Annotated in this window: 15 protein-coding genes; 9 read left to right on the top strand and 6 right to left on the bottom strand. The window is 67.1% G+C overall.

Features of this window, described 5'->3' with window-relative positions:
* Positions 1–825 precede the first annotated feature (825 nt).
* Positions 826–1,008 carry a hypothetical protein gene (locus O7622_RS05650; RefSeq protein ID WP_282312172.1) on the bottom strand — a complete coding sequence of 61 codons (183 nt, stop codon included), beginning with the start codon at positions 1,006–1,008 and terminating at the stop codon, positions 826–828.
* A gap of 43 nt (positions 1,009–1,051) precedes the next feature.
* Here O7622_RS05650 and O7622_RS05645 point away from each other — a divergent pair, with 43 nt between their 5' ends.
* Positions 1,052–2,869, top strand: a complete 1,818-nt coding sequence (locus O7622_RS05645; RefSeq protein ID WP_282312171.1) for a toll/interleukin-1 receptor domain-containing protein — start codon at positions 1,052–1,054, stop codon at positions 2,867–2,869.
* 18 nt (positions 2,870–2,887) lie between these two features.
* Here O7622_RS05645 and O7622_RS05640 read toward each other — a convergent pair whose 3' ends face one another.
* The 3 genes from O7622_RS05640 to O7622_RS05630 form a co-directional block, all read right to left on the bottom strand.
* Positions 2,888–3,649, bottom strand: a complete 762-nt coding sequence (locus O7622_RS05640; protein WP_282312170.1) for a hypothetical protein — start codon at positions 3,647–3,649, stop codon at positions 2,888–2,890.
* Positions 3,650–4,158: 509 nt separating this feature from the next.
* A complete protein-coding gene (locus O7622_RS05635; RefSeq protein WP_282312168.1) occupies positions 4,159–4,701 on the bottom strand; it encodes a hypothetical protein in 543 nt (180 codons plus the stop codon).
* A 272-nt stretch (positions 4,702–4,973) separates the two neighbouring features.
* Complete coding sequence (locus O7622_RS05630) at positions 4,974–6,899, bottom strand: hypothetical protein (protein ID WP_282312167.1); 1,926 nt, start codon at positions 6,897–6,899, stop codon at positions 4,974–4,976.
* A 102-nt stretch (positions 6,900–7,001) separates the two neighbouring features.
* On the opposite strand from O7622_RS05630, the gene O7622_RS05625 reads away from it, so the two are divergent.
* The 4 genes from O7622_RS05625 to O7622_RS05610 all read left to right on the top strand — a co-directional run bounded on the left by O7622_RS05625 (position 7,002) and on the right by O7622_RS05610 (position 11,503).
* Complete coding sequence (locus O7622_RS05625) at positions 7,002–7,808, top strand: hypothetical protein (RefSeq protein WP_282312166.1); 807 nt, start codon at positions 7,002–7,004, stop codon at positions 7,806–7,808.
* Positions 7,809–8,152: 344 nt separating this feature from the next.
* Complete coding sequence (locus O7622_RS05620; RefSeq protein ID WP_282312165.1) at positions 8,153–9,076, top strand: hypothetical protein; 924 nt, start codon at positions 8,153–8,155, stop codon at positions 9,074–9,076.
* A 271-nt stretch (positions 9,077–9,347) separates the two neighbouring features.
* Positions 9,348–11,048, top strand: a complete 1,701-nt coding sequence (locus tag O7622_RS05615; RefSeq protein ID WP_282309385.1) for an IS1634 family transposase — start codon at positions 9,348–9,350, stop codon at positions 11,046–11,048.
* A gap of 86 nt (positions 11,049–11,134) precedes the next feature.
* On the top strand, positions 11,135–11,503 hold the full coding sequence (locus tag O7622_RS05610; protein ID WP_282314276.1) for a hypothetical protein: 369 nt from the start codon (positions 11,135–11,137) through the stop codon (positions 11,501–11,503).
* 17 nt (positions 11,504–11,520) lie between these two features.
* Here O7622_RS05610 and O7622_RS05605 read toward each other — a convergent pair whose 3' ends face one another.
* A complete protein-coding gene (locus O7622_RS05605; RefSeq protein WP_282312164.1) occupies positions 11,521–12,726 on the bottom strand; it encodes a hypothetical protein in 1,206 nt (401 codons plus the stop codon).
* Between the two features lie 302 nt (positions 12,727–13,028).
* Between O7622_RS05605 and O7622_RS05600 the strand changes: the two genes are divergently transcribed.
* Positions 13,029–14,372, top strand: a complete 1,344-nt coding sequence (locus O7622_RS05600) for a hypothetical protein (RefSeq protein WP_282312163.1) — start codon at positions 13,029–13,031, stop codon at positions 14,370–14,372.
* Between the two features lie 98 nt (positions 14,373–14,470).
* Here the strand turns inward: O7622_RS05600 and O7622_RS05595 are convergent, their stop codons facing one another.
* Positions 14,471–16,129, bottom strand: a complete 1,659-nt coding sequence (locus tag O7622_RS05595; protein ID WP_282314275.1) for a hypothetical protein — start codon at positions 16,127–16,129, stop codon at positions 14,471–14,473.
* Between the two features lie 62 nt (positions 16,130–16,191).
* Between O7622_RS05595 and O7622_RS05590 the strand changes: the two genes are divergently transcribed.
* The 3 genes from O7622_RS05590 to O7622_RS05580 are packed head-to-tail and all read left to right on the top strand — an operon-like array spanning position 16,192 to position 20,991.
* Positions 16,192–16,869, top strand: coding sequence for a hypothetical protein (locus tag O7622_RS05590; protein ID WP_282312162.1), 678 nt, complete (start codon positions 16,192–16,194; stop codon positions 16,867–16,869).
* Positions 16,866–18,899 (top strand): hypothetical protein, encoded by a 2,034-nt coding sequence (locus tag O7622_RS05585; RefSeq protein ID WP_282312161.1) that lies wholly within the window; start codon positions 16,866–16,868, stop codon positions 18,897–18,899. Before O7622_RS05590 ends, O7622_RS05585 begins: the two co-directional genes overlap by 4 nt.
* Positions 18,900–18,936: 37 nt before the next feature.
* Positions 18,937–20,991, top strand: coding sequence for a hypothetical protein (locus tag O7622_RS05580; protein WP_282312160.1), 2,055 nt, complete (start codon positions 18,937–18,939; stop codon positions 20,989–20,991).
* The last annotated feature ends 28 nt before the right edge of the window (positions 20,992–21,019 follow it).

The raw sequence follows: 21,019 nt of genomic DNA, 5'->3' as shown, positions 1-21,019 counted from the left end.
TGCGCAGCATAAATCCTCCATCGAAGTCGATCTCTCCCGGAGGGGTGACCATACATCGATGTCATCCTGCGCGCTGACCCGACTACTGACGGCAACCTAGCTGAACTATAAAGGATCATGCAACTTCCATGATCAGGGGTGGTTGATTCTTGTGCCGGTCGGTCAACGACGGTTTAGTTTCCAGCCACGGGGCGTGATCCTGAGACCCGGGGACGTTCTTGAGGATCACCACCGTGGCTTGCTCCCCGCCCTCAGCGTCGCTGGCGGGCTACTCGCCCTCGTCACGCTGGTTCTCAACAGTGAAGGGCCCATAACGCGGCTACCAGCGTCCGACTAACTCACGACCTCACACGGACCAAGGAGCGACGACGTCAGCGAGCGACCGACACGATTTTCAGCCCGGAACGGGCCACCTCCTCGCCAGAGGCGACAAGGACTAACCCCGAAACCAACGGCAGGGCTGGTCAGGTCCGATGCAAGGGGAGACCACCGCTACAGGCCGACGCCGCCCAGCACGGGAGTGGGGCGCTTCCTCGTCTGCGGTTGGCTACACATCGGTGAGAATCGGGCGTGTTCCGCGACACGGGTACGTTCAGACTGTCCCCCGGTCGATCGCAGCGTCACGCCGTCGATGCCGGTGCGTCATGCGACGAGGGGCACGTCGACGGTGGCTATGGGTAGTTCGTGGGTCCGGCTAGTGACCGTATCGCCCTCTCTCACGACGAGGCGCGTGTTGTGTGTTGCCGCGTCAGGTGCGTCCGTCCACACGAGCACGTCTCAGCTCCCGGTGGCCGCCGGCAGAATCGTCACGTCCGGATCCCGGTGCTAAACGAACCCGGCCACGGCGGTCTCACCGAGGGAGTAGCTGACGTCCGGCGTCACCTCGCCGGTCACTCCGGTGGTGCCGCTGATCGACCGCTCGGTGGAGCCTTGCGGGTAGGCGCTCAGGGTCCAGGCCGTCGGTTCCGGCGCCGGTCCGCCGTACGGATTGTCGACATCCTTGACCAACCGCAGCGCGTGGTGCGGCTGACGGTGTCGGTGAGCCGCGTAGGTGTCCGGTCGGGGGCGAGCGTCCGGTCTCCGATGCTCCCGCCGTCCGACGAGGTGCAGCCGGACGGGAGCAGGTCACAAAGCACTTCTAGGGGGTCACTTTCGAACGTCGTTGACATCAGCCCTGGGCCAGTACGGCGGATCGGACCGAGCGACATACACTCGCGGCTCGGGACCGGCCAAGTCCGGTCAGGCTCACCAAGCCTCGGATCGAAAATTAGCAAGGAACGATGTCCGACGTAACCAGTCCAACGGCCAACTCGTTGAGCCGGGAGCCGGGAGCCGGGAGCCGGGAGCCGGGAGCCGGGAGCCGGGAGCCGGGAGCCGGGAGCCGGGAGCCGGGAGCCGGGAGCCGGGAGCCGGGAGCCGGGAGCCGGGAGCCGGGAGCCGGGAGCCCATTTGGGATGTCTTTGTTAGTTATGCCCGGTGTGACCATAGCTTGGCGGCGCCGATCGTAGCGGCATTGTGGCGGCAAGGGCTGCGGGTCTTCGTGGACGAGGCGGTCGTTGATGACTTCGCGAGTATCAGTCGCACGATCAATCGGGAGCTTGCCGCGTCGTTGGTGTTGCTGGCGTTCTACTCGGAGCACTACCCGCGGCGGCGGGCGTGTCAGTGGGAGTTGACGGCGGCGTACCTGGCGGGCCAGCGTGAAGGTGATGTGTACCGGCGTGTGCTGGTGGTAAATCCGGCGGTTGGTGGTGAGCACATCCATCCGGTCGAATTGCGGGATTCCCGGCACGGGCTTGTGGGGTCGGCATCTGACTCGCCGGCTGCTCTCGCGGCGAAGGTCGCAGAGCATGTCCGCAGGCTGGACACGCCGATAGGTCGGGTGGAGATGTTGACGCCGGCGCTGTGGCTGCCGGCTCCTCCGCGTCGGGGGACGCCAGACTTTGTGGGACGGATTCCGCATCTGTGGAGGCTGCATAGCGCGTTGCATCCACATGTGGCACCGCTGCTGACCGGCCGGAGCGTGCCCGCGACGGTCATTCTGCGGGGCGGGCCGGGCACGGGAAAGACAACGCTGATTGAGGAGTACGCCATCCGGTTCGCCGCAGCGTTCCCCGGTGGGGTTTTCTGGATGGATCTTGACGGCTGCGTCAACCCGATCGAGGCCTACACTGCGCAGTTGCGGTCGGTCTGCGCCGCCCTCGGCGTAGCTGACGCGTCGTCGCTGGAGGGCTGTTTGAACGGTTTGGCGATCCTGCTGGGGCGCCGGGGTCTGGCCTGCCTGTGGGTAGTTGACGGCGTTCCGGCAGAGCTTCCCGATCAGGTTATGCGCCGGATGTTCGCTCCAACCGCGTTAGCGGCCACGGTGCTCACCACCCGGGGCTCCTACGACGGCCTAGCCGCCGTGATGGACCTTGATGAACCTCAAGTCCGCAGGCTACCGGCTACCAATGCTGGTTTGACCGCCGAGCGGGCGGCGGCGTTCGATCTGCAGATTGAGCTGACCACCCGGATCGGCGTGCAGTTGCTGGGCGAGCACGAGGGGCTGCTCCGAGAGGCACTGAACTCGCTGCATCAGCTATTCGACACGACCAGAGCCACGCTGCGCAGGCACGGTCCGGATGCCGCAGCCGTGCATACCATCGCGGCAGAATTGCTCAACGACGTACTCCGCCCCTTCCTGGTCCGATGGCACACGGAGTTGTCCGCGTACGAGGAGCAGCGCGCCGCCTCGGTGGGCGTCTGGCAACACGAACGCCAGTGGCCGATGGCGGCACAGCTACGTACCGAATTGTCCGCGCTGCGCGAACCGCTGACCATGGTCGCGCAACGGTTGGCCGGCTTGTCCGGTGTAGCCATCCCCCAGCGATAGCCCTCGAATACGGCAAGCTCATGGCTTGGCATGTGGTTGAGACGGCTGCGTCTCGGTCGTCGCCGGGGCATGGCGCTGCTCGGGAAGCTCGACATCCTGTGGCCACGTGATACGCATCTGATCGTCGGTCAGCTCCGCCAGCCGAGCAAAGGCGTACATGAACTCCCGCATGCGTGGCTGAAGCGCGGCCAGCTCAGCACGAAAAACCTCATTGTCCGGCCACTCATCCTCGACCGGTTTCTCCTTCTCCTGCGTCTTCTCCCACCTGACAAATCTCGGCCGCCAGTAGGACAGGAACGGCCTCAACTCGATGTTGAGCATCCGCAGTCCCAGGTCTAGAACAGTGGGACCGCTATGGCCACGCTTGGGTGGGGGCGCCGTGGCGATCACCTCCCGGGTGATCGTGAACAACGAGTGCAGAGACGCCATCGCCTCGGATACCAGACCGGTCCCCTGTGGCAGAGGTGTGGTCGCTACCCGAGTACTTAACTCGGCGTAAAGCCGATACGCCTGCATACGGCTATCCTGCTGCAGCACGAACGACGCCTCACCGAACTGCGGAACCTTGACCTTGATGTCGCGAATCTCGACTCCCGCGGTCGAGTACACGCGGAAGATCGGCGCGAGCACCAAACCAACGAATCCGCCGACAAGCGCCGCAAGCCGCCACCCGGTCAACTGGCCTGCCGCGAACACGGCCACACCCACCGACACACCGAGCACCACGCCGGCAAGCACCGTGAGCCAAGCGTTGCCACGGAGGAAGAAGACAGCTCGCATCACGCTCCTCTGTAGAGGATCACGAGCTTACTCGCGTCACGGCGTCGCATGTACCTGGAGCCGACCGAGGATCTGTCAGATTAACGCCCCGCCTCGATGCTGGGCCTACGTGAGCGCCGTCAGCCGGACTCTCCAGGGCTGGCGCGGCCACCGTGGCGGGCTCACTTCCATGGCAAGGCTCGCCCGAACCAGGCAGGCTCTTCTCGACCAAGCACCACGCAGCGTGAAGGGAAGCCGGTCGGGGACCTTCCTCGTATCCGTGGTTTAACGGATGTCGGCCTGGAACTCTCCCGGCGTCGCGCACAGCGAGTGCCCCAGTCGACGGTCTCGTCCAGCCGGCGGCAACTTCGCCTGCCGAAGAGGCATCTCGCCCATCACCCCATCGTGATGGTTCAGTAACGTTCAGCCCAGAGGCGGAAGGGGCTCGCTTCACGATCAGGTGGAGAAGTCCGACTGCTCCGATCCGGCGTCATCGACGTCTGCCGCCCAGCCCACCAACCCCGGCCCGGTCAGCCCGCCGGGAGCGGTTCCGCGGGCGACCCCTGCCGCACGCACAGCGACATGGCCTGGTAGTGGCCGATGATCGGCGCGGAGTCCCGGCCCGGGTTGGCCACCTCCACCCGGACGCACTGGCCGATGTCCGTGCCGACGCTGTGCACGACCACGCCGCGGCGCTGCCAGTACCCCACGTCGGCGGTGACCCGTCCGGCCCACCCGTCGAGCGTGCGGGCGGAGTGCCGGGCGTCGACGAACCAGACCCTCACCCCCGCTGCCAGGTCGCGCACCGCAGCGTCCAGCCCGGCCGCCGGGATGCGGTGCACCAGCAGCACACCGCCGGGGACGTCGAGACTGACGCCGGCGTACGCGTCCGGCCAGCGCGCGCCTGCCGCAGAGTCGACGATGACTGCGGCGTCGGTGAGAGCCTGCTGGTGCGGCCAAAGGGATTGCTGCGAGCTCGGTGGTGGGTGCGGCGACGCCGAAGCACCGGGAGCCGCGCACGCGACGAGCATCGGCAGCGCGGTCAGAGCAGACAGAGCGGGAGTACGGAACATGCTCATTCTCCACAGTCGGGATACTCCTGACAAAAGGACCGGTCGGGGATGGGACGTCGCCCGGTCCTAACCGGTTCCACCCGATCAGAGTTACGACGGCTACCACGATGACGATCGTTGATCTCGGCCGTGCCGTCCGGCCGCTTCTGCCCAGAAGGCGGTGCACACCCCGGGCCGCCGCGCCGGCCCGGGGAGGTGGACCTTCCGCCGCCGGAGCAGCCCCGCGTGGGCCGGCCGGCTACGACGCCGCACGTGTCCCGCGGCCCGGTCGGCTACTCGATGCCAGCCGTGCCCGCGGCTGAGTTCCATCGGAGTCGGGTCGGGTGATTCCCCCGATCGTCGTTGACCAGCACCGGCACCTGGCGGAGCTTCGCCACCGGCCGGCGGCTCGGCGCTTGCCGAGTGCACGGTCCCAGTGCGTACGGCTGGTGTCCTGGGCCGCCGCAGGGTTTCCGGGTGAGACCTCTCGCGCAGTGTTGATCGAGGCGGTTGAGGTGACCGGTTGATGGGACTTCGTTCGCCTTGGTTCGTGCTGGTCGGCGGGGGCGGGTCCGTTGGCCGAGGTCGGCCGAGGTGCCCCTGTTCCTGCCGCGCTCAGTCGGTGGTGTGTGCGAGCGGGGTCTGGTGGTCGTCGAGGTGAGCCCATTGCTGGATCTGGGGCCGGGCAGGCGCAGCGGTCCGTGATGGGTGACGAGGTGGTGATAGAGCGGGCTGTCGGCGGGGGTGCTGTTGAGGTGCATCATCCAGTCGGGGTCGTCGGAGGACGGGGTGAGCCAGGTGTCAAGGGCGCAGCGGGTGAGGGCTTGGTAGAGCCGCCACGGGCTGCCGCCGTTGTAGCCCCATCCGTAGCCGGGTTCGTCGCCGGGGTTGGGGAGCAGGTCGGTGCGCAGCTCGCCGTCGGGGGTGGGGGTGAGCGCTACGACGAGGGCGCCGGAGGGGCTGGGGTCGGCGGCGATGACGGTGGCGTCGGTCCATCCGGTCGGCAGGCCGGTGGGCCACTCGATCGCGTACGTCGGGTGGTCGTGGCCGCGGGCCGGGGTGAAGGCGGCGACGAGCCGGCCGTCGCGGTCGCGGTAGAGGCCGGTCAGCCGTTCGGCGGCGCGGTCGAGCAGGTTCCGGTCGCTGGGGTCGAGCACGGCTTCCCGGATCAGCAGTCGGGCCAGGCGGCGGGTCGGGCGGGTGAGCATGTGGCGGGTGGTCGTGTCGTCGAGGCGGGTCAGGCCGGCGATGTACTGGTCGGTGACCGGGCCGGTCGTCTCGACCACGTGGCGGACGGTGTCGTCAAAGACGGTCTCGGGGTGGGTGGTGTGCAGGCGGACAGCGAGGTGGCCGGCGGCCTCGAACATCGCCGGGGCGGCTGGGGCGTCCCACGGCAGGTCGGCTTCCTCGGCGCGCAGCGCGGACAGCTCGGCGGCGGCGTCGTCGGGATCGACATCGTGGGTGGCGGCGGTCGTCGTCAGGTGCTCCAGCGCCACATCCCGCTGAGGACGGGCGGGGCGGGCGGCGAGGTACCAGCCGGGCCCACGTTCGCGGGTCTGCTCGTGCTGACGCTCGATGAACCGCACGTCGCGGATCACGGACCTGGCCAGGGTGATGAACGCCTGCGGGTGGCGGGTGTGCAGGCCGGCAGCGACAGCGGCGGCGAGCCGGTCGCGGGTGGCCGGCCAGTCGGTGGTGGTGTCGGGGACGGTGAGGGTGCCGGTGTCACCGTAGGCGGCGGCGGCCCGGGCGGTGTTCGGGGCGCAGGTGTGGTCGATCCAGAGCGGCAGCGGTCGGCCGAGGACTTCGGCGATGGCGTCGGCGTGGGGAATCCCGATGTGCTTGATCCGTACCCGGGACACGTCGACCGGCTCGTGGTCGTCCTCGGCGACCGTGTCGTCGTCCGACTCGCCGAGGAAGGCGGCGAGGAACCGGGGCAGGCGGCGGGTCTGCGCGGGGATGTCGCGGTGCGGGGTGAGCAGCCGGTAGGCGTCGATGCTGACGTGTTCCTCGGCGCGGCCGAGTAGGTGGTGGTCGGGCACCAGCACGACGGCGGGCCCCCAGTGCGCCGGGTGCAGCACCACCGCGGCGGTCAGGGCGGCGGGCAGCAGCATGGTGTCGGCCCGGTGGCGCATGACGTAGGCGACGTGCCCGTGCCCGGTGTCCCAGACGATCACCGTCGCGGGTGCGGGGTCGCGAGCGATCCTATCGTCCTGCATCGATCGTGGCGTGCGGCGCTCGACCGTGCGCAGGCCCTGGTCGCTGACTACCGCAGCGACCGCTCGGACGATACAGGGCCGGTAGGCCGCAGGGACGCCTCGGTGATCGCGTTGGTGCTCGTGGCGCTGTCTGTGCGCGACGAAGTGGATCCGGCCGCTGTGGACCTGGCGGATGTGGCGTGGGAACTGGCGGCACCGGTGATCGTTCTGGACACCTGGCTTACCAGCGTGCTGGGCAGGACCCGCCTGGCCGGCGAACTGGCCGACGCCCACTTGAGCAGACGCGAGAGCACCACCGGCGACTACACGCAGGGGCCGATCGGTGACTGCACCCAACCGGTCCGCGCTGCGGTGGACCGGCAACGGCTGATCGACGCCGGCGGCCTGCGCCTCGGCGACCGGATCCTGCTGCTGCCCGACCTGAACCGCATCACGGACTCACCACCGTCGGCCGTCATCACCGGACGGATCACCGGCACCCCGGACAGATGGCAGCCAACCACCACCATCGGGTGGCGAGCGCCAGTCGACACACGTCGGATGCCACCGGACTTCCTGGTCACCCCCGACCACGGCCAATACCTGTGCTCGCCGTGCCACCCCAGGGAATCCTCGGTGCTCCTACTCGCCGACGAGCACGATCCACGAGCGCTCGCCCAAGCAGCCCACAGCGCCGCCGCCTACCTGCGTCAGTGCCAGCCGACATCCCTTCTGGAACACGACGGCTACCGCAGGATGCTCACCGCGTTGACGGCCACGCACCGCAGCGCGCGGATCCGCGACATCCTCGCCAGCATCCACGCGTGTCCCGAGCCCGACATACAGACGGCGGCCGTCGCCGCGCATGACCGTCTCCTCACGCTCATTCCCTCGTCCTATCCGGTGCCCCCGGTCGGAGCAATGGTGTAGTTGGTCGCCGCCGATCCTGTTGTCGTCGACCGTCATCGCGCCGCCGTCCGTCATGGCTATCACGAAGTGGCTGCCCACCGACGGGCTGCCACTGCTCGGTTCAGTCCGGGTGGAGTTGTTGGTGTCGGTCGCCGGCGTGGCTCTGCGGCCCCGAATCGGTGCACGAGCCGCGCCAGCAGTTCATCCAGACCCGCCCGCCAGCTCACGATCTGGTCGATCAGCACAAAACGCAGGAGTCTGTCGACGCTACGTTGAACCACAACAGACAGACGGTGCGAATCGCCCGACCTCATCGCACGGATAGCATTGACTCGCGCGGCTACGCGGTACGAAAGGAGCACTCGATGAAAGCACTCATCCTCGGTGCTCGGGGCGCGGTTGGAAGCGTGGTTCAACGCGAACTTGGACGGGACGGTCATATCGTCACCGCCGCCAGCCGTACCGCAGACGGTGATGCGAGCGTCGATCTCCGCGGTGACCTCGCACCGCTCGCCCGCCTTGCCGACCTTCACGATGTGATCGTGAATGCCTCTGGTATCGAACGCTCCGACGTCTGCTCCGTCATCAGGCAGACACCGTTCATTGACATCTCCGCGACCGGGCCCTATCTCGATGCGCTACGGGCGGCCGCGGTCGGCCCGATCGTGCTCGGGGCAGGGCTTGTGCCTGGCCTCAGCACGATCCTTGCTGCCGCGCTCGGCGCCGATCCCGGCAGCGAGATCGACGTTCTCGTCATGCTCGGCGCCGGGGAACAGCATGGCCCGGCAGCTGTTGCTTGGACCGCCGGGCTCATCGGCACCGAAGTTTTCCGCCCACCCGAGGGCGGGACCGTGCTCAACCTCCGTACGAGCGTGCGCGAGGCCGGGCCTGATGGACGCACGCGACGCTACCTTCGCGCGGACTTTCCCGACCATGTCCTCATCGGTGCTGCTGGTGGCCTTGTGATCCGTTCCTACCTCACACTCAGTTCCTCGCCTATGACGATGGCTCTCGGTCTCATCGGTCGCATGCCCGTCCTGCGTGGAGCACTTACCTTGGCTCCGCGTATTGGTACAGATGCCTGGCACATCGTCGCGAGAAACCGCCAGACCGGGGCATGGCAGCAAGCTTCAGGATTCGGGCAGTCGGAAGCAACCGGGAGGCTGGCCGCCCTCGCTGCCACCCGCATCTCAGGCCGTCGACGAGCAGTTGCAGCAGACGTGGTCACAATGGCCGATCTTGTCACTCTCAACGATGCCCTCGAAGCACTGAACCACGCAAAACCGTAATCGAGACAACGCAGTTGGGCAACTGCGAAAGCGCTCGCTGTGATGCATGCCAATGCGGATTTCCCGCTCAATCGCGTTTTGAAAGAAGTGGACGGTCAACCCCGAGTTCCGCAGTTCGTAGGAACACGAGCTTGATCGGTTCTGTCCCTGTGCTGGTCAAGAGCTCGCGGACGGCTGCGGTTGGGCCTGCAGGCTGGAAAGTGTAGTAACACGACCAGAGATTCACATCTTGTGCTGTCAGTGGTGATGTGGTTCCTTCGTGGTCATGTACTTGCGGTTCACGTCGCGGACCAACGCCGATGGCAGCGTCGTGCGCTACGTCGCCTTGGCGCACAACCGTCGCGTGGACGGCAAGGTCAAACCCGATGTGCTGATGAACCTGGGCCGTGTCGACCAGGTCGACATCGACGGGCTGCGCCGGCTCGCCGCGTCGATCAACAAGCACTTCGGCGACGGCGGCGACGGCGCAGGCGTGGAGGCGAGCCTGACCATGGGGACGGCTGCGTTGGAGGTCGTCGACTCCCGCTCGATCGGGTCGACGTGGCTGCTCGATGGGCTGTGGCGGCGGCTGGACGTTGCCGCGGCGGTGCGCGCCGCCGCAGACGCGCGCAGGTTCACGACGAACATGGAACGGGTGTTGTTCGCGCTGGTCGCCAACCGGGCGGTGGCACCGATGAGCAAGCTGTCGGCCGCCGAATGGGTCGGCGAGGACACCGTCATCCCGGGCCTGGCGACCATGGACGACGACCATGCCTACCGGGCGATGGACCTGCTGGTGGATGCCGACACCGCCGGCCGGGTGCAGGAGGCGGTGTTCTTCGCCGTGGCGAACCTGCTCAACCTCGAAGTCGACCTGCTGTTCTTCGACACCACCAGCACCTACTTCGAACGCGACACCGAAGACGACGGCGAGGACGCGTTCCGCCGGTTCGGGCACTCCAAGGACCACCGCGGCGACCTGCCCCAGATCGTCATCGGCCTGGCCGTGACGAAGGAAGGCATCCCCGTGCGCTGCTGGTGCTGGCCCGGAAACAGCAGCGACCAGCAGGTCCTCGCCGAGGTCCGCGACGACATGCGCGACTGGAAGCTCGGCCGGGTCATCACCGTGGTCGACCGCGGCTTCTCCTCCGCCGACAACCTGGCCTACCTGCGCCGCGCCGGCGGGCACTACATCGCCGGGATGCGCATGCGCGACGGCAACCCCCTCGTCGAACAGGTCCTGGCCCGCCAAGGCCGCTACCAGCAGGTCAAGGACAACCTGCGAGTCAAGGAAGTACGCATCGACGGCGCCGACGTGCGGTTCGTCATCTGCCACAACCCCGACCAAGCCGCCCGGGACAAGCAGCAACGCGACGACGCGATCGCCCGCATCGAAGCCGACCTCGCACGCATCCGTGACCAGCGCGAACGCGACGCCAAACGCCCACCCGGCGACAAGACCCGCCGGCGCAACGAAGCCGCACACGTGCGAGCCGAGTGCGCGTTGCGCGACCATCCCACCCTGGGCAGGTGGCTGACCCAGCAGCCCAACGGGCGTCTGAAGGTCAACAAGGCCAAGGTCAAAGCCGAGGAACGGCTCGACGGCAAGTACCTCATCGCCACCTCCGACCCCGCCATCACCGCCGAGGACACCGCCCTGGGCTACAAGAACCTCCTCGAGGCCGAACGAGGGTTCCGGGACCTGAAGTCGCAGCTGCTGCTCCGGCCGGTGTTCCACCGCCTCGAGCACCGCATCCGCGCCCACGTCCTGATCTGCTGGCTGGCCCTACTGCTCATCCGCGTCGCCGAGCGGACCACCGGCCAAACATGGCGAAACACCAACCGGCAACTCGGACGAATCAGCCAGGTCACCCTCGCCGGACCCGCCGGCACCGTCGTGCAGACCACCCCGCTACGACCCGAACACAAGGCCATCTACCAGGCACTTTCCGTCCAGCCACCGGCCCGCGTCACCGCCTTCGACCCCCGCTAGCCAAGATCAGGCACCAGCGCGAGGGCGTAGACACACAACCCTTCCACGACGAACATCAATTTCCGCTGATCCGCACCCAGATTCCGATGATCGTTCAACTACAAGCTGCGGAACCCGGGGCCAAGGGCCAGGTCGGCCTCGACCAGCACCAGGTCCGCCGCTGGGACTCCTGGCACCGCTTCACCACCCTCGCCCTGGCCGCCCTCGCCGTCCTGGCGATCTGCGCCGCCGACGCCGACGACGACTCCACCGACACAGGGCTGATCAAGCTGACCGTCAACGAGACCCGCCGACTGATCAACACCCTCGTACTCCGCCCGATCCGTGACCTCACCCACCGTCTGCGCTGGTCAGACTGGCGCCGCCGCCATCAAGCCGAGCCCGCCAAGCCCACTACACCCGACGCCTCAACCTCGAACACCAGCCATAGTCCCGAACGGCGGCTGCCGTACTAGCTCGATCGCGTGACCTCCTACTGATCGGGGGCGCAGGCGCTGAGCGCCCAGGGCTTCGGCGGACCAGCGCTGCGTGTTGCGTTCGTTTTCAACGGCGTCCATAGAGCGAGATGTTGCACTACGAGGTACTGCGCGGCAGGCAGGCGAATGATGACCAATTCGCGATCGGTCGCGGGAGTGAGGGAACCCGGCGTCAATCGTCGGACTAGGACCAACGCGTCCCCGGGCGTCCGGTTGAGCTGGGTGAGAGCGACGGGATTGGATGTGCTGCAGAGGCCTAGGGGATCCTTATCCGTTAGTAGCCGCACGGTGACGGGACGGACAATCAGATCCAATTCGTCGGGCAGATCAGTGATGTATCCGTAGGTACGGACCTGCTCAGCGGCACGGGTGGCGGCAGCGTCTAGTCGGAGAAGATCCCCAATTCCGACGAGGACCAGAAGCAAGATGGCGGCAGATGTTATCGCCATCTGTTGCGCGAGGCCTCCGGGCCAGCGCAGCGGGCTTGGCCCGCTCAAAGGCCGACTGGTGCGCGTCGTGCGTCGCTGCACGACAATGATGCCGACGCTAAGGATGCTCACAACGACGACGGCGGCAGCTCCGAGAGCCGGGCCTCGGAGCACCGTGTGCAACAGCCTGACTGACAGCAGTGACACCAGCACGGCTAGGCACGGGACCGGCATTAGATAGGGACCAAAAGCATATCCTAGCCTGATCGTTACGCCCGCAGCCGCGCTGAGCGCGGCTAGGGCGATGATCAAAGAGAGGAGGCGTTCATCGAACATGGCGGCCACTGCGGCCAAGAGGGCGGGCGCGACGCAAGCCAACGTGACAGCACGGTCAAAGCGCGCGGTGTGTTGCAGGCCATGTACGGACAGGAAACCGGAGACCGCCGGTAGTAGAAGCGCGATTACCAGGCCGACCGCGAGGCCGTTGAACGCCACCGGGTTGCTCGCGAAGGATGAGGAGTCATGGCCCACCTCGGCGGCGGATACGCCGAGCTGTGCGTAGAACGACCGGTACACGATCGCGAGAAGGGCGTGGAAGATATAGCCGAGCGCGGCAAGCACCGCGGCAGGCCCAAGCTGGGCTAGCCAGTGCCGCATAATGGAGTTCTGCTCGCCCTCATCGGCCTGTTTCCGGCGCCTTCGGGGTGGTCGGGTTCGCTGCTGCTGTGGCACAAGGAACTCCAGCAAGGTCGACAGTTCGACCCAGCGTGACATTGGTCTGCAACCCACCACGGCCGGCCTGCTCGCCCTTGGCGTCCATCCACGGCAACCCGCTTCCGGGACGTTTGACCAGCTCACGTGGCATTCAGACCAGGCAATAAGTGAGTCGGTGCGCGCGGAAAAGCCACCCACGGCAGACGGGGAGGCCGTGATCGATCTCCGCCCGAGTACCTCGCGGCGATGCGCCGCGAGGCACTCGATCGTGGGATGTCGATAGCTACACGGGGTGTCTGACGCGATCTTGACCGAGAGGGGAATAGCCTGAGTCATCGATGTCGCACGGAGGGCCGCTGGCGGTGACAGAGCGGGCGTTGATTACCAAGGCCGCATTGCGCAAGTTGCCGGCCAAGGCAGACGACGGAACTCCGTACTGCATGGATTGCCGCAGGTTCGGTGAGCTCCACCGGATGGTCGCCGGCGGCGTCACGAATTATCTCCAGTGCGAAGCGTGGTCCATGCCGACATACACGGAGTCGGACCGGCTGACTCACGAACAGATGATGGCCGGCGAACCGTGTCCCGGTTGCGGCGAGGAAGTCATCTCGCTCGGTGAGTCGCCCTCGTGGCCCGGCAAGGGCACGAAGTATCTGAGCGTCGAGGAGCAGGCCGCCCGTACGGCTGCGGAGCAAGTCTTCAAGCAGCGGCACCCCTACTGCCACGCCGGGCGATGGAGTATGGCGGGTAGCGCGGTCAGCCATTGCGGACGCTGCTGCCCACCGCCTCCGATGAGCCCCGACCAGATCCGCCGAATCTCGGAGATCCTTCAGGGCAGTGCGGAGGAACGGGTACGAAAGGCGCGGCGCGAAGGCACAACGTACGAGCACCACGAGGCGGAGCGGCGGCTGCCTGGCCGAGCCCGGCCCGTCGCTCTGGTGCTGCGCGAATACAAGGAGCGCCGCGCCGAGGCCCTGGCAGCCGGAAGGAGAGAAGACCAGACGTTGAAACGGTCGTCGTTTCCGGATGCGGAGCTAATGTTCCGGTGGCGGATGCAGCTCGGCTGCGGCGACATCGTCGAGATCCTGACGCTTGGCGACGAGCGGCCACTGACGGACATGACATGGTCATGGGGCGGTAGCCCGCTGCGTAAAGGGGCTTACACCTGCACCGGTCACCGGACCCCCGAGACGCCGTACCAGGCGGTGAGCCGCTATCTGACCCGGTCAACGCTGGATCTCAAAGGCGACAAGGGCCTGCGACGGGAACCTGAGACGGTCGGCTACTGGACCGTGAAGCTGGAATGCGGACACCTCGACCACCAGATCACGCCGCTCAATTGGAAGCCAGCGCACGGCCATCGGCAGACGGAACCGAACGATCCCGTAGCTGTCGCGCAGCGCAAGGCTCGGATGGAGCAGATCAAGGAGCATCTCGGCGTAGCCGAGTACGCGCAGGCCATCCGCCGGGTCGAGCAGGGTCACCTCGAGCCGGACCCGATGACGACATGCTGGACCTGCCAATACGAGCAACCCATCGTCGCCTTCCAGCGAGTGGGTTGGCTGGTACCACCGACTCCCGTCAAGGGCAGATCAGGAGCGGACACAGTGGTCGCTCCGCGGCCGACCCGTGTACAGCTGGAGAAGCGCGTATCCGACCTCGAAGCGGAGATCGCCCGCCTGAAGCCCGGGTTCCGCAGCTTGTAGTTGAACGATCATCGGAATCTGGGTGCGGATCAGCGGAAATTGATGTTCGTCGTGGAAGGGTTGTGTGTCTACGCCCTCGCGCTGGTGCCTGATCTTGGCTAGCGGGGGTCGAAGGCGGTGACGCGGGCCGGTGGCTGGACGGAAAGTGCCTGGTAGATGGCCTTGTGTTCGGGTCGTAGCGGGGTGGTCTGCACGACGGTGCCGGCGGGTCCGGCGAGGGTGACCTGGCTGATTCGTCCGAGTTGCCGGTTGGTGTTTCGCCATGTTTGGCCGGTGGTCCGCTCGGCGACGCGGATGAGCAGTAGGGCCAGCCAGCAGATCAGGACGTGGGCGCGGATGCGGTGCTCGAGGCGGTGGAACACCGGCCGGAGCAGCAGCTGCGACTTCAGGTCCCGGAACCCTCGTCGATCTGGTAGGGCGCATCGGGTGCCCAGGGGTGGGTTGCTACGCGGCGAGCGCGTCGGCGAGGTCTCGTGCGGCCGGTGCGGTGCGCAGGGCCGTGGGGATGGTGCGCAGAGGTCGTTGGCGCGGCTGCGGACCAGGCCGGTGCGGAACGCGGCGGGAATATCGGTGAGCGCTCGGGTGGCGGCTTCGCAGGCTTGCAGGGTGTCGCCGTCGTGGTGCTGGCAGGTGGCCGCGTCCAGTCGTAGCAGAGTGCGGGTCAGGGTGCTGGTGGGGGCGGACAGGGCGAGTGCGCGGGCTTGGCTGTGGCGGGCGCGGGTGGTGTCGCCCAGTGCGGTCAGGGCATGGGAGAGGTGGACGTGATGTTTCTGATCGGGGTGCCCGAACCAGGTGTCGGCGCGTTCGCCGGTGGGGAGAGATTCGGCGAGGCTGTCGGCGACGTGCAGGGCGCCGGTGGCGTCATGGCGTCTGCCGGCGAGCGCGTGGGCGCGAGCGGCGACAGCGGCGACAGCGGCGGCGAGTGTCGCAGCGGCGGTCGGCGCGGTGCCAGCGGTTCGGCGGGCTTGTTCGGCCAGTTGGGCTGCGGCGTTGGGGGCGCCGAAGTTGAGGGGGACCATCGCGTGGCGGGCGAGGATCCAGGCGTGCAGCGCGCGGTCGCCTGACTCGTTCGCGGCTCGGCCCGCAGTGGTGAACCAGGTGACCGCCTCACGGCGGTCGCCCAGGTCGTGCAGAACGATGGCGGTCATGCCGCCGAGCTGAGCCATGATCCGTGACAACTCGACGCGCGTGTTGGTCGGTTGGGGGCGTCGCAGCAGTGGCGTGATGTCGGCGAAATCGGCGATCAGGTCGGCCAGAGCTTCAGCGGGTGCCCGGCCTGCGTAGCCGTAGCTGTGTTGTTCGGCGACGGTCTGGCGATGGACCAGGTCGGCGGCGCCTGCGGTTGACGCGAGGGGGCGGTCGACGTCGTACAGGATGTCCGCGACGGACTTGAAGGCGGTGCCGGTCAGACCGGTGCCGAGTGCGCCGCGAAGGAGCTGACGACGGTGCATGGACTCGTCCTCCCTGGCTGGCTGGGTCCCGGTGGCGGTCGTGTTCTCCCAGCATCGCGCAGCCAAGCCCAGCATTCCACCGGGAATGTGGAGGCCGTCGGCGATGCGTTCGACTGTCTCGACGCCGGTGATGGTGGCATCGCCGCGGGCGATGAGACGAAGCGCTTGCTTCGCGGTCGCCGAACCGGAATGACTGAGCGCGCCGTGCGGGGCATCCGAGTCGGGGTGCGCCAGTTTCCACGCCAACCGCCGGGCCAGCTTCCGCCGACGCTGTTCGGCCGCCCGCCGCCGTTCGTCATCAACCACCTCGCTGGTGTCGGGGCAGCTAGGGCTAGGCAGGAATCGCTCGGTCCTTTACCTTCTGAGTCATGGTGGCTACTCCTGGTGATGGAGATCCGTTCTTCGATGCCGTCCGGCTGTTACTGCTCCTGGAGGTCGCCGCCACGGAGCCGGATATGCGGACACCGGAGGTGGTGCCCGCAGGCGCGGTAGGCGTCGTCCGTGGCCAGACGTTGTTGCAGAAGCTGGACTTCTGGCTGCGTTACCCGGACTACCTCGCTGATGAGCTTCTCACCGAGTACGAGCGTAGCGGCGAGGCGGTCCTGCTGGATATCGCCGCCGAGATTCTGGACTCGGACGAGCCTGAGCTGCGTCAGATTCCGATGCTGCGGTACAAGTTCGGCGCCTATGAGCCGCTGGATATGCCCATGAGTGTGTTGACGGTCGCCGGGCTGGCGGTGGTTCGGTGGTCACGAACCGAGCAGCGGGTCCGGCACTACGACTACTACCTGACAGCGCGGGGTCGCGTCACCGCGCGATCCTGCGTGGCGGACTTCCCGGAGTTGGCGTGGTACGGAGAACGAACTCGTCTGGTGGTGGCGTTGGCGCAGGGCACCGGGATGACCGGCACCGCCCTGCGGAAGCGGCAGTACCTGCAGCGTAATTACGCCGGCACGGGTCTGAACGAAGAGATCGCGTCCATCGCTGAACGGGCTCGTCGACGCTTACACGCGTTGAGGGCTGCGGCGGGAGTGAGCGCGTCATGATTGACAACTTGCCGAACGAGGGCGAACTGCTGGCCCGTATCGCTGCCGAGGCGGGTGTGCCGGACGAGACGGTGAAGGCGGTGCTGGTAGAGGCGGGGATCAGTCTCAGCCGTCCACTGCCGGCGCAGCGCAGCCTGCTTGCCCATCGTCTGTATGTGCGCGGCGTTAAGGCTGGCACGACGGCCGGCAGCGATGGCCCGTTCGAGGTGGACGTGGTGCTCGGGCCGGGAGCTTGGGCGATCGCCAGCAACATCAACTTTGCTGGGAAGTCGACGATGCTGTGGGCCTTGACCTGGCCGCTGCGTGGAGAGCCCGACGACACTTACCAGCGCTCCGACACGCGCCGATGGTTTGAGTACATCCGGGTGGATGCTGAGGTCGCCGGGGTGCCGGTGTCGATGCGGATCCGGTTGGTCGGCGGGGTGGTGCGTCAGGGTGTCCTGTTAACGGCTGATTCGGTCGAACAGCTCACCGCGCTGGTGGGTGATGCCGAGGCCGGTCCTGGAGTTCGCGTGGTAGACACCGCGGACACTCAGGACGCATTCGCTGCCCTGGTCGGCCGGTTCATGCTGCAGCGGCTGGCGCTGCCGCCGCTGCAGGTGTTCACGGCGCACGCCGGTGCGCCGGACGAGGAGGGTGGCGTTCGCGACGGTACCGTCACCACACATGGTTGGCCGGCGTACTTTTCGGTCATCGCAGTGGCCTCGGGCAGCGATTCGGTCCTGTTCGGAGGCACTGCGGTGGGGCAACTGCCGACTCGGTACATGCAGGTGTTCCTCGACGTGCCGTTCGCGGCTGACATCATGGGCGCCGACGCCTCGGCGAAGGACGCCAAGCAGGTCAGCCGGCACTCCGCGCGCCGGGCAAGCGCCGATGCGGCGGCGCGGGCACAACAGTGGCAACCGTTGCACGACGAACTGGCTCGGGCGAAGGACCGGCTGGCGGCAGTACGCGCTGCACGGCCCGATCTGCCCGCGCGGCTGCTTCAGGCGCAGGATGCCACGCGGGCGCTGTTGCCGCTGCAGTCGCAGATGGCCCGGGCGCAGGCCGCGTACGAGCGGGCACGGCAAGCCCGCATTCAGGACGATCGCGCCGTGCGCAGGGCGTCGGAATCCACCGCGGCACGAACTCTGTTCGCCGCGCTGGATCCGCACGCATGTCCCCGCTGTGAAACGGGCATCAACCAGGATCGGCGTGAGCGGGAAGCCCAGCAGCACCAGTGCGCCGTGTGCGCAGCCCCACTGGCCGTCGCCGACGTCGATGACGAAGACCGCGAGGCGCTACTCGACGGACTCAGGCAGCGGCTGGCCGCGTCACGAGCCGCTGAACGCGCTGCCGACGACGCGGTCAAAGCGACCGAACTCAGCCTTACTCAGGCCAAATCGGCTGCTGACCGAGCAGTACAGGCCGCTGAACACGAACAGGGGCACGCTGACTACCTCGGCGACCTTCGAACCGCCGAGACCGAGGTAGCCCGGCTTGAGGGCGCGCTGGACGTCGTTTCCAAGCTGGGCAGCGCCGACCCGGTCGACGACCAGACCGAGCGGATCCTCACCGCCGCCAAGCAGATCCTCGGCACGTTGGCCGCCGATGTCACCCGGGAGCTGTTCGCCGAACTCAACGCCGAGATCGTCACATTGGCTCAGCAGTTGGGCATCACCAACCTGAAATCCGTTTCGCTGGACCTGGCCGGCCGAGTCAACGCGCTCAAGTCTGACAACACCCGACCCACACCATTCAAGAAACTCGGCCCGGGCGAGCGACTGCGGCTGCGTATCGCCGTCGTGGTCAGCCTCATCCGTGTCGGCCGCCGACGAGGAATCCACTCCCACCCGGGGATGGTGGTCATCGACTCACCGGCCGATGTCGAGATCGTCCCCGGCGATGTAAAGATCCTCATGGACCACCTTCGCCGACTCGGTGACGACGAGGGGCTCCAAGTCGTTATCGCCACGGCACATCCGGCGGTCTGGGCAGCGTTCCCCGAGGAGCGAATACTGGCAGGACCCGACGGGCAACACCTGTTCTGAGGTAAACCGGGCAAGCGGGCACTGAGGGGGATGCGGCATGAAGGAACTTCTCGCCGCAACGCTTCAGACTTGGGCCCAACAGGCAAGCCCCGAGCAGCTACGCGCGGGGCCTGGCGCAGCAGACTTGGGCGGCAGATCCGTCGTGGCAGCCGCCGCTGATGACCTCGCGTCAAGCCCGCTCTTCGCCTATCTCATCGACCTCGCCGGCACCGATGAGGCCGGCCCCAGCGACCCGCAACGCGCCCAGCTCGACCAAGCGGTTCTGCGCGGCATTGCCGAGCACGACAGATATACCTCCTACACCAGCGCCGTCTCCCGCCTGTTGACCTATCCGACGCTCACCAAACGCCTCGGCCGGGCTCTCGAGAGCGCTTTGCAGAAGCGCGCCGAAGCCGGCATCGATGCCCACGCCACACCCGCGGTCGCCGCGATTGGTGCCACGGCCACCGAAGCGTGGCTGCACCTCTGCACCACTGGCGTCCTGCGGGAACATCGTCTCCTTGGTTTCCTCACCGACCTCCCCGACAGCATCGCGGACGTGGCGCTGGAGATGGCTACACGGCTGCCCCGCATCGTCGGGCTGGTACACGAACACTTCCACGACGATGACCTCCTCATGCTGCTGCAACGCCTCGCCGACATCCCCGAAGCCGAAGCCGACGCCGGCTTCGAACTCGCGTTGGCTGATCTCCGTCGAGCACTCGACGCCGACAACCAAGACGAGCTGATACCCGCGCTCGCCCGAGCCCGCAGCGGCTTCGCCGCCGTCGAGGCGTGTGACGAAGCCCGCCACGATGCCCAGGCGTACGCCGCCGCCATCGACGCCATCATGGCATTCGGATGGTCCGACCCGACTCCGCTGCACGACGCGGTCACCCGCCTTGAGGCTGCCGTCCATCAGCACCGGGCGTGGCTTTCCGGTGGCTATCAGCCACCATGGAACTGGGCACGCGTCCACGCTGAGACCGCCTGGCTGCAGCTGTCGATGACCTTGACCGCTGCTGCCGAACCGTTACACGACGCCTGCTGGTACCACCCCAGCCAGGCCCTCGCCGCACTCCTCGACGCCTACCAGGCTGGCCGCTCCTTCGCCGCTCACACAAACGGCGGAGGTCCGGGCGTCGAGGTGCTGATCCAGCCAGCGATCGAAGGGACCTTCCTGCGCGACGCCAACCGACTCGCCCTGCTCGACCGCGCCCTCGCCCACGATCCTTCCCTCGCCGACGACGACGCCGCGCAGCAGCTCCACACCGCCATCCACGCTGCAATCACCACCCGCAACACAGCCAGCCGCGCCACCACCCCGCCTAGCACCGGCGGTGACCGCCTGGGAAAAGACCTCAGCCGCCTCACGGCGGTGCTGCACCACTTCGGCATTGAGGACGCAGCGAGCCTCGTCAAGCGCGCACCACCTCATCTGCAAGAGGTTATGGAGTCGCTGCTGTGGAACGACGAAATCGCACAAGCCGAGACCGGCAACGTCAAGGTCGAACGCAAGCTTCAGGAACTACAACGCGAACTGGCCGGATCCCCCGACTGGTCCGGGCCAATGGGCGGACCATTCACGATCCTGCTGCGCCAGACCATGCTCTTCCTGTCCAGCCGCTACAACATTGGCGCGACCATGGGCGGCCAACGCACCGCTTATCTACGCAGCAGTGGTGGCACCGCGCCCTTGGAGAAGCCCCTCCACCAAGACTATTTCGAGTGGCTCAGTCAGGGTCCGCTCTACAACACCCTGCAGGCCGAGCCGATCAACCGCGGTCGTGGACGGGCCGACGTCCTCGTCCGCTTCCGTAACGCCAGCTTTTGTGTCGAGTGCAAACGAGAACAGGACGACGCGACCCGCGACGGACTGCGGACCTACGCCGGGCAGGCGGCTGTCTACACAGACACCGACGCCGCCTTCGGAATCCTTCTCGCACTGGACCTGACTACCCCCACATCGGGTAGCCCGGACTTGTTCTCCAGCATCTGGGTTGAGCGCGTACAGCGAGAACGCGAAGACGACCCCCGCTACATCGTGATCGCACGACTACCCGGCAACAAGCCCCACCCATCGGCAACCACAACCCCGCCGAGGCGGCCGTAGCGGTGCCCCACAACAGGTCACGGAGGTC

Origin of the sequence: Micromonospora sp. WMMD1076 (genome assembly GCF_029581475.1) — a bacterium.
Lineage (GTDB): Bacteria > Actinomycetota > Actinomycetes > Mycobacteriales > Micromonosporaceae > Micromonospora > Micromonospora aurantiaca.
Note: the sequence above shows the minus strand (reverse complement) of the source record. Positions and strands in the feature narration are given on the sequence as shown.

Bases quoted from the DNA above. Each gene is read 5' to 3' on its own strand.
- O7622_RS05590 (WP_282312162.1), top strand. From the start codon at position 16,192: ATGGTGGCTACTCCTGGTGATGGAGATCCGTTCTTCGATGCCGTCCGG.
- O7622_RS05640 (WP_282312170.1), bottom strand. From the start codon at position 3,649: ATGCGAGCTGTCTTCTTCCTCCGTGGCAACGCTTGGCTCACGGTGCTT.
- O7622_RS05630 (WP_282312167.1), bottom strand. From the start codon at position 6,899: ATGCAGGACGATAGGATCGCTCGCGACCCCGCACCCGCGACGGTGATC.
- O7622_RS05580 (WP_282312160.1), top strand. From the start codon at position 18,937: ATGAAGGAACTTCTCGCCGCAACGCTTCAGACTTGGGCCCAACAGGCA.
- O7622_RS05585 (WP_282312161.1), top strand. From the start codon at position 16,866: ATGATTGACAACTTGCCGAACGAGGGCGAACTGCTGGCCCGTATCGCT.
- O7622_RS05610 (WP_282314276.1), top strand. From the start codon at position 11,135: ATGATCGTTCAACTACAAGCTGCGGAACCCGGGGCCAAGGGCCAGGTC.
- O7622_RS05605 (WP_282312164.1), bottom strand. From the start codon at position 12,726: ATGTCACGCTGGGTCGAACTGTCGACCTTGCTGGAGTTCCTTGTGCCA.
- O7622_RS05620 (WP_282312165.1), top strand. From the start codon at position 8,153: ATGAAAGCACTCATCCTCGGTGCTCGGGGCGCGGTTGGAAGCGTGGTT.
- O7622_RS05635 (WP_282312168.1), bottom strand. From the start codon at position 4,701: ATGTTCCGTACTCCCGCTCTGTCTGCTCTGACCGCGCTGCCGATGCTC.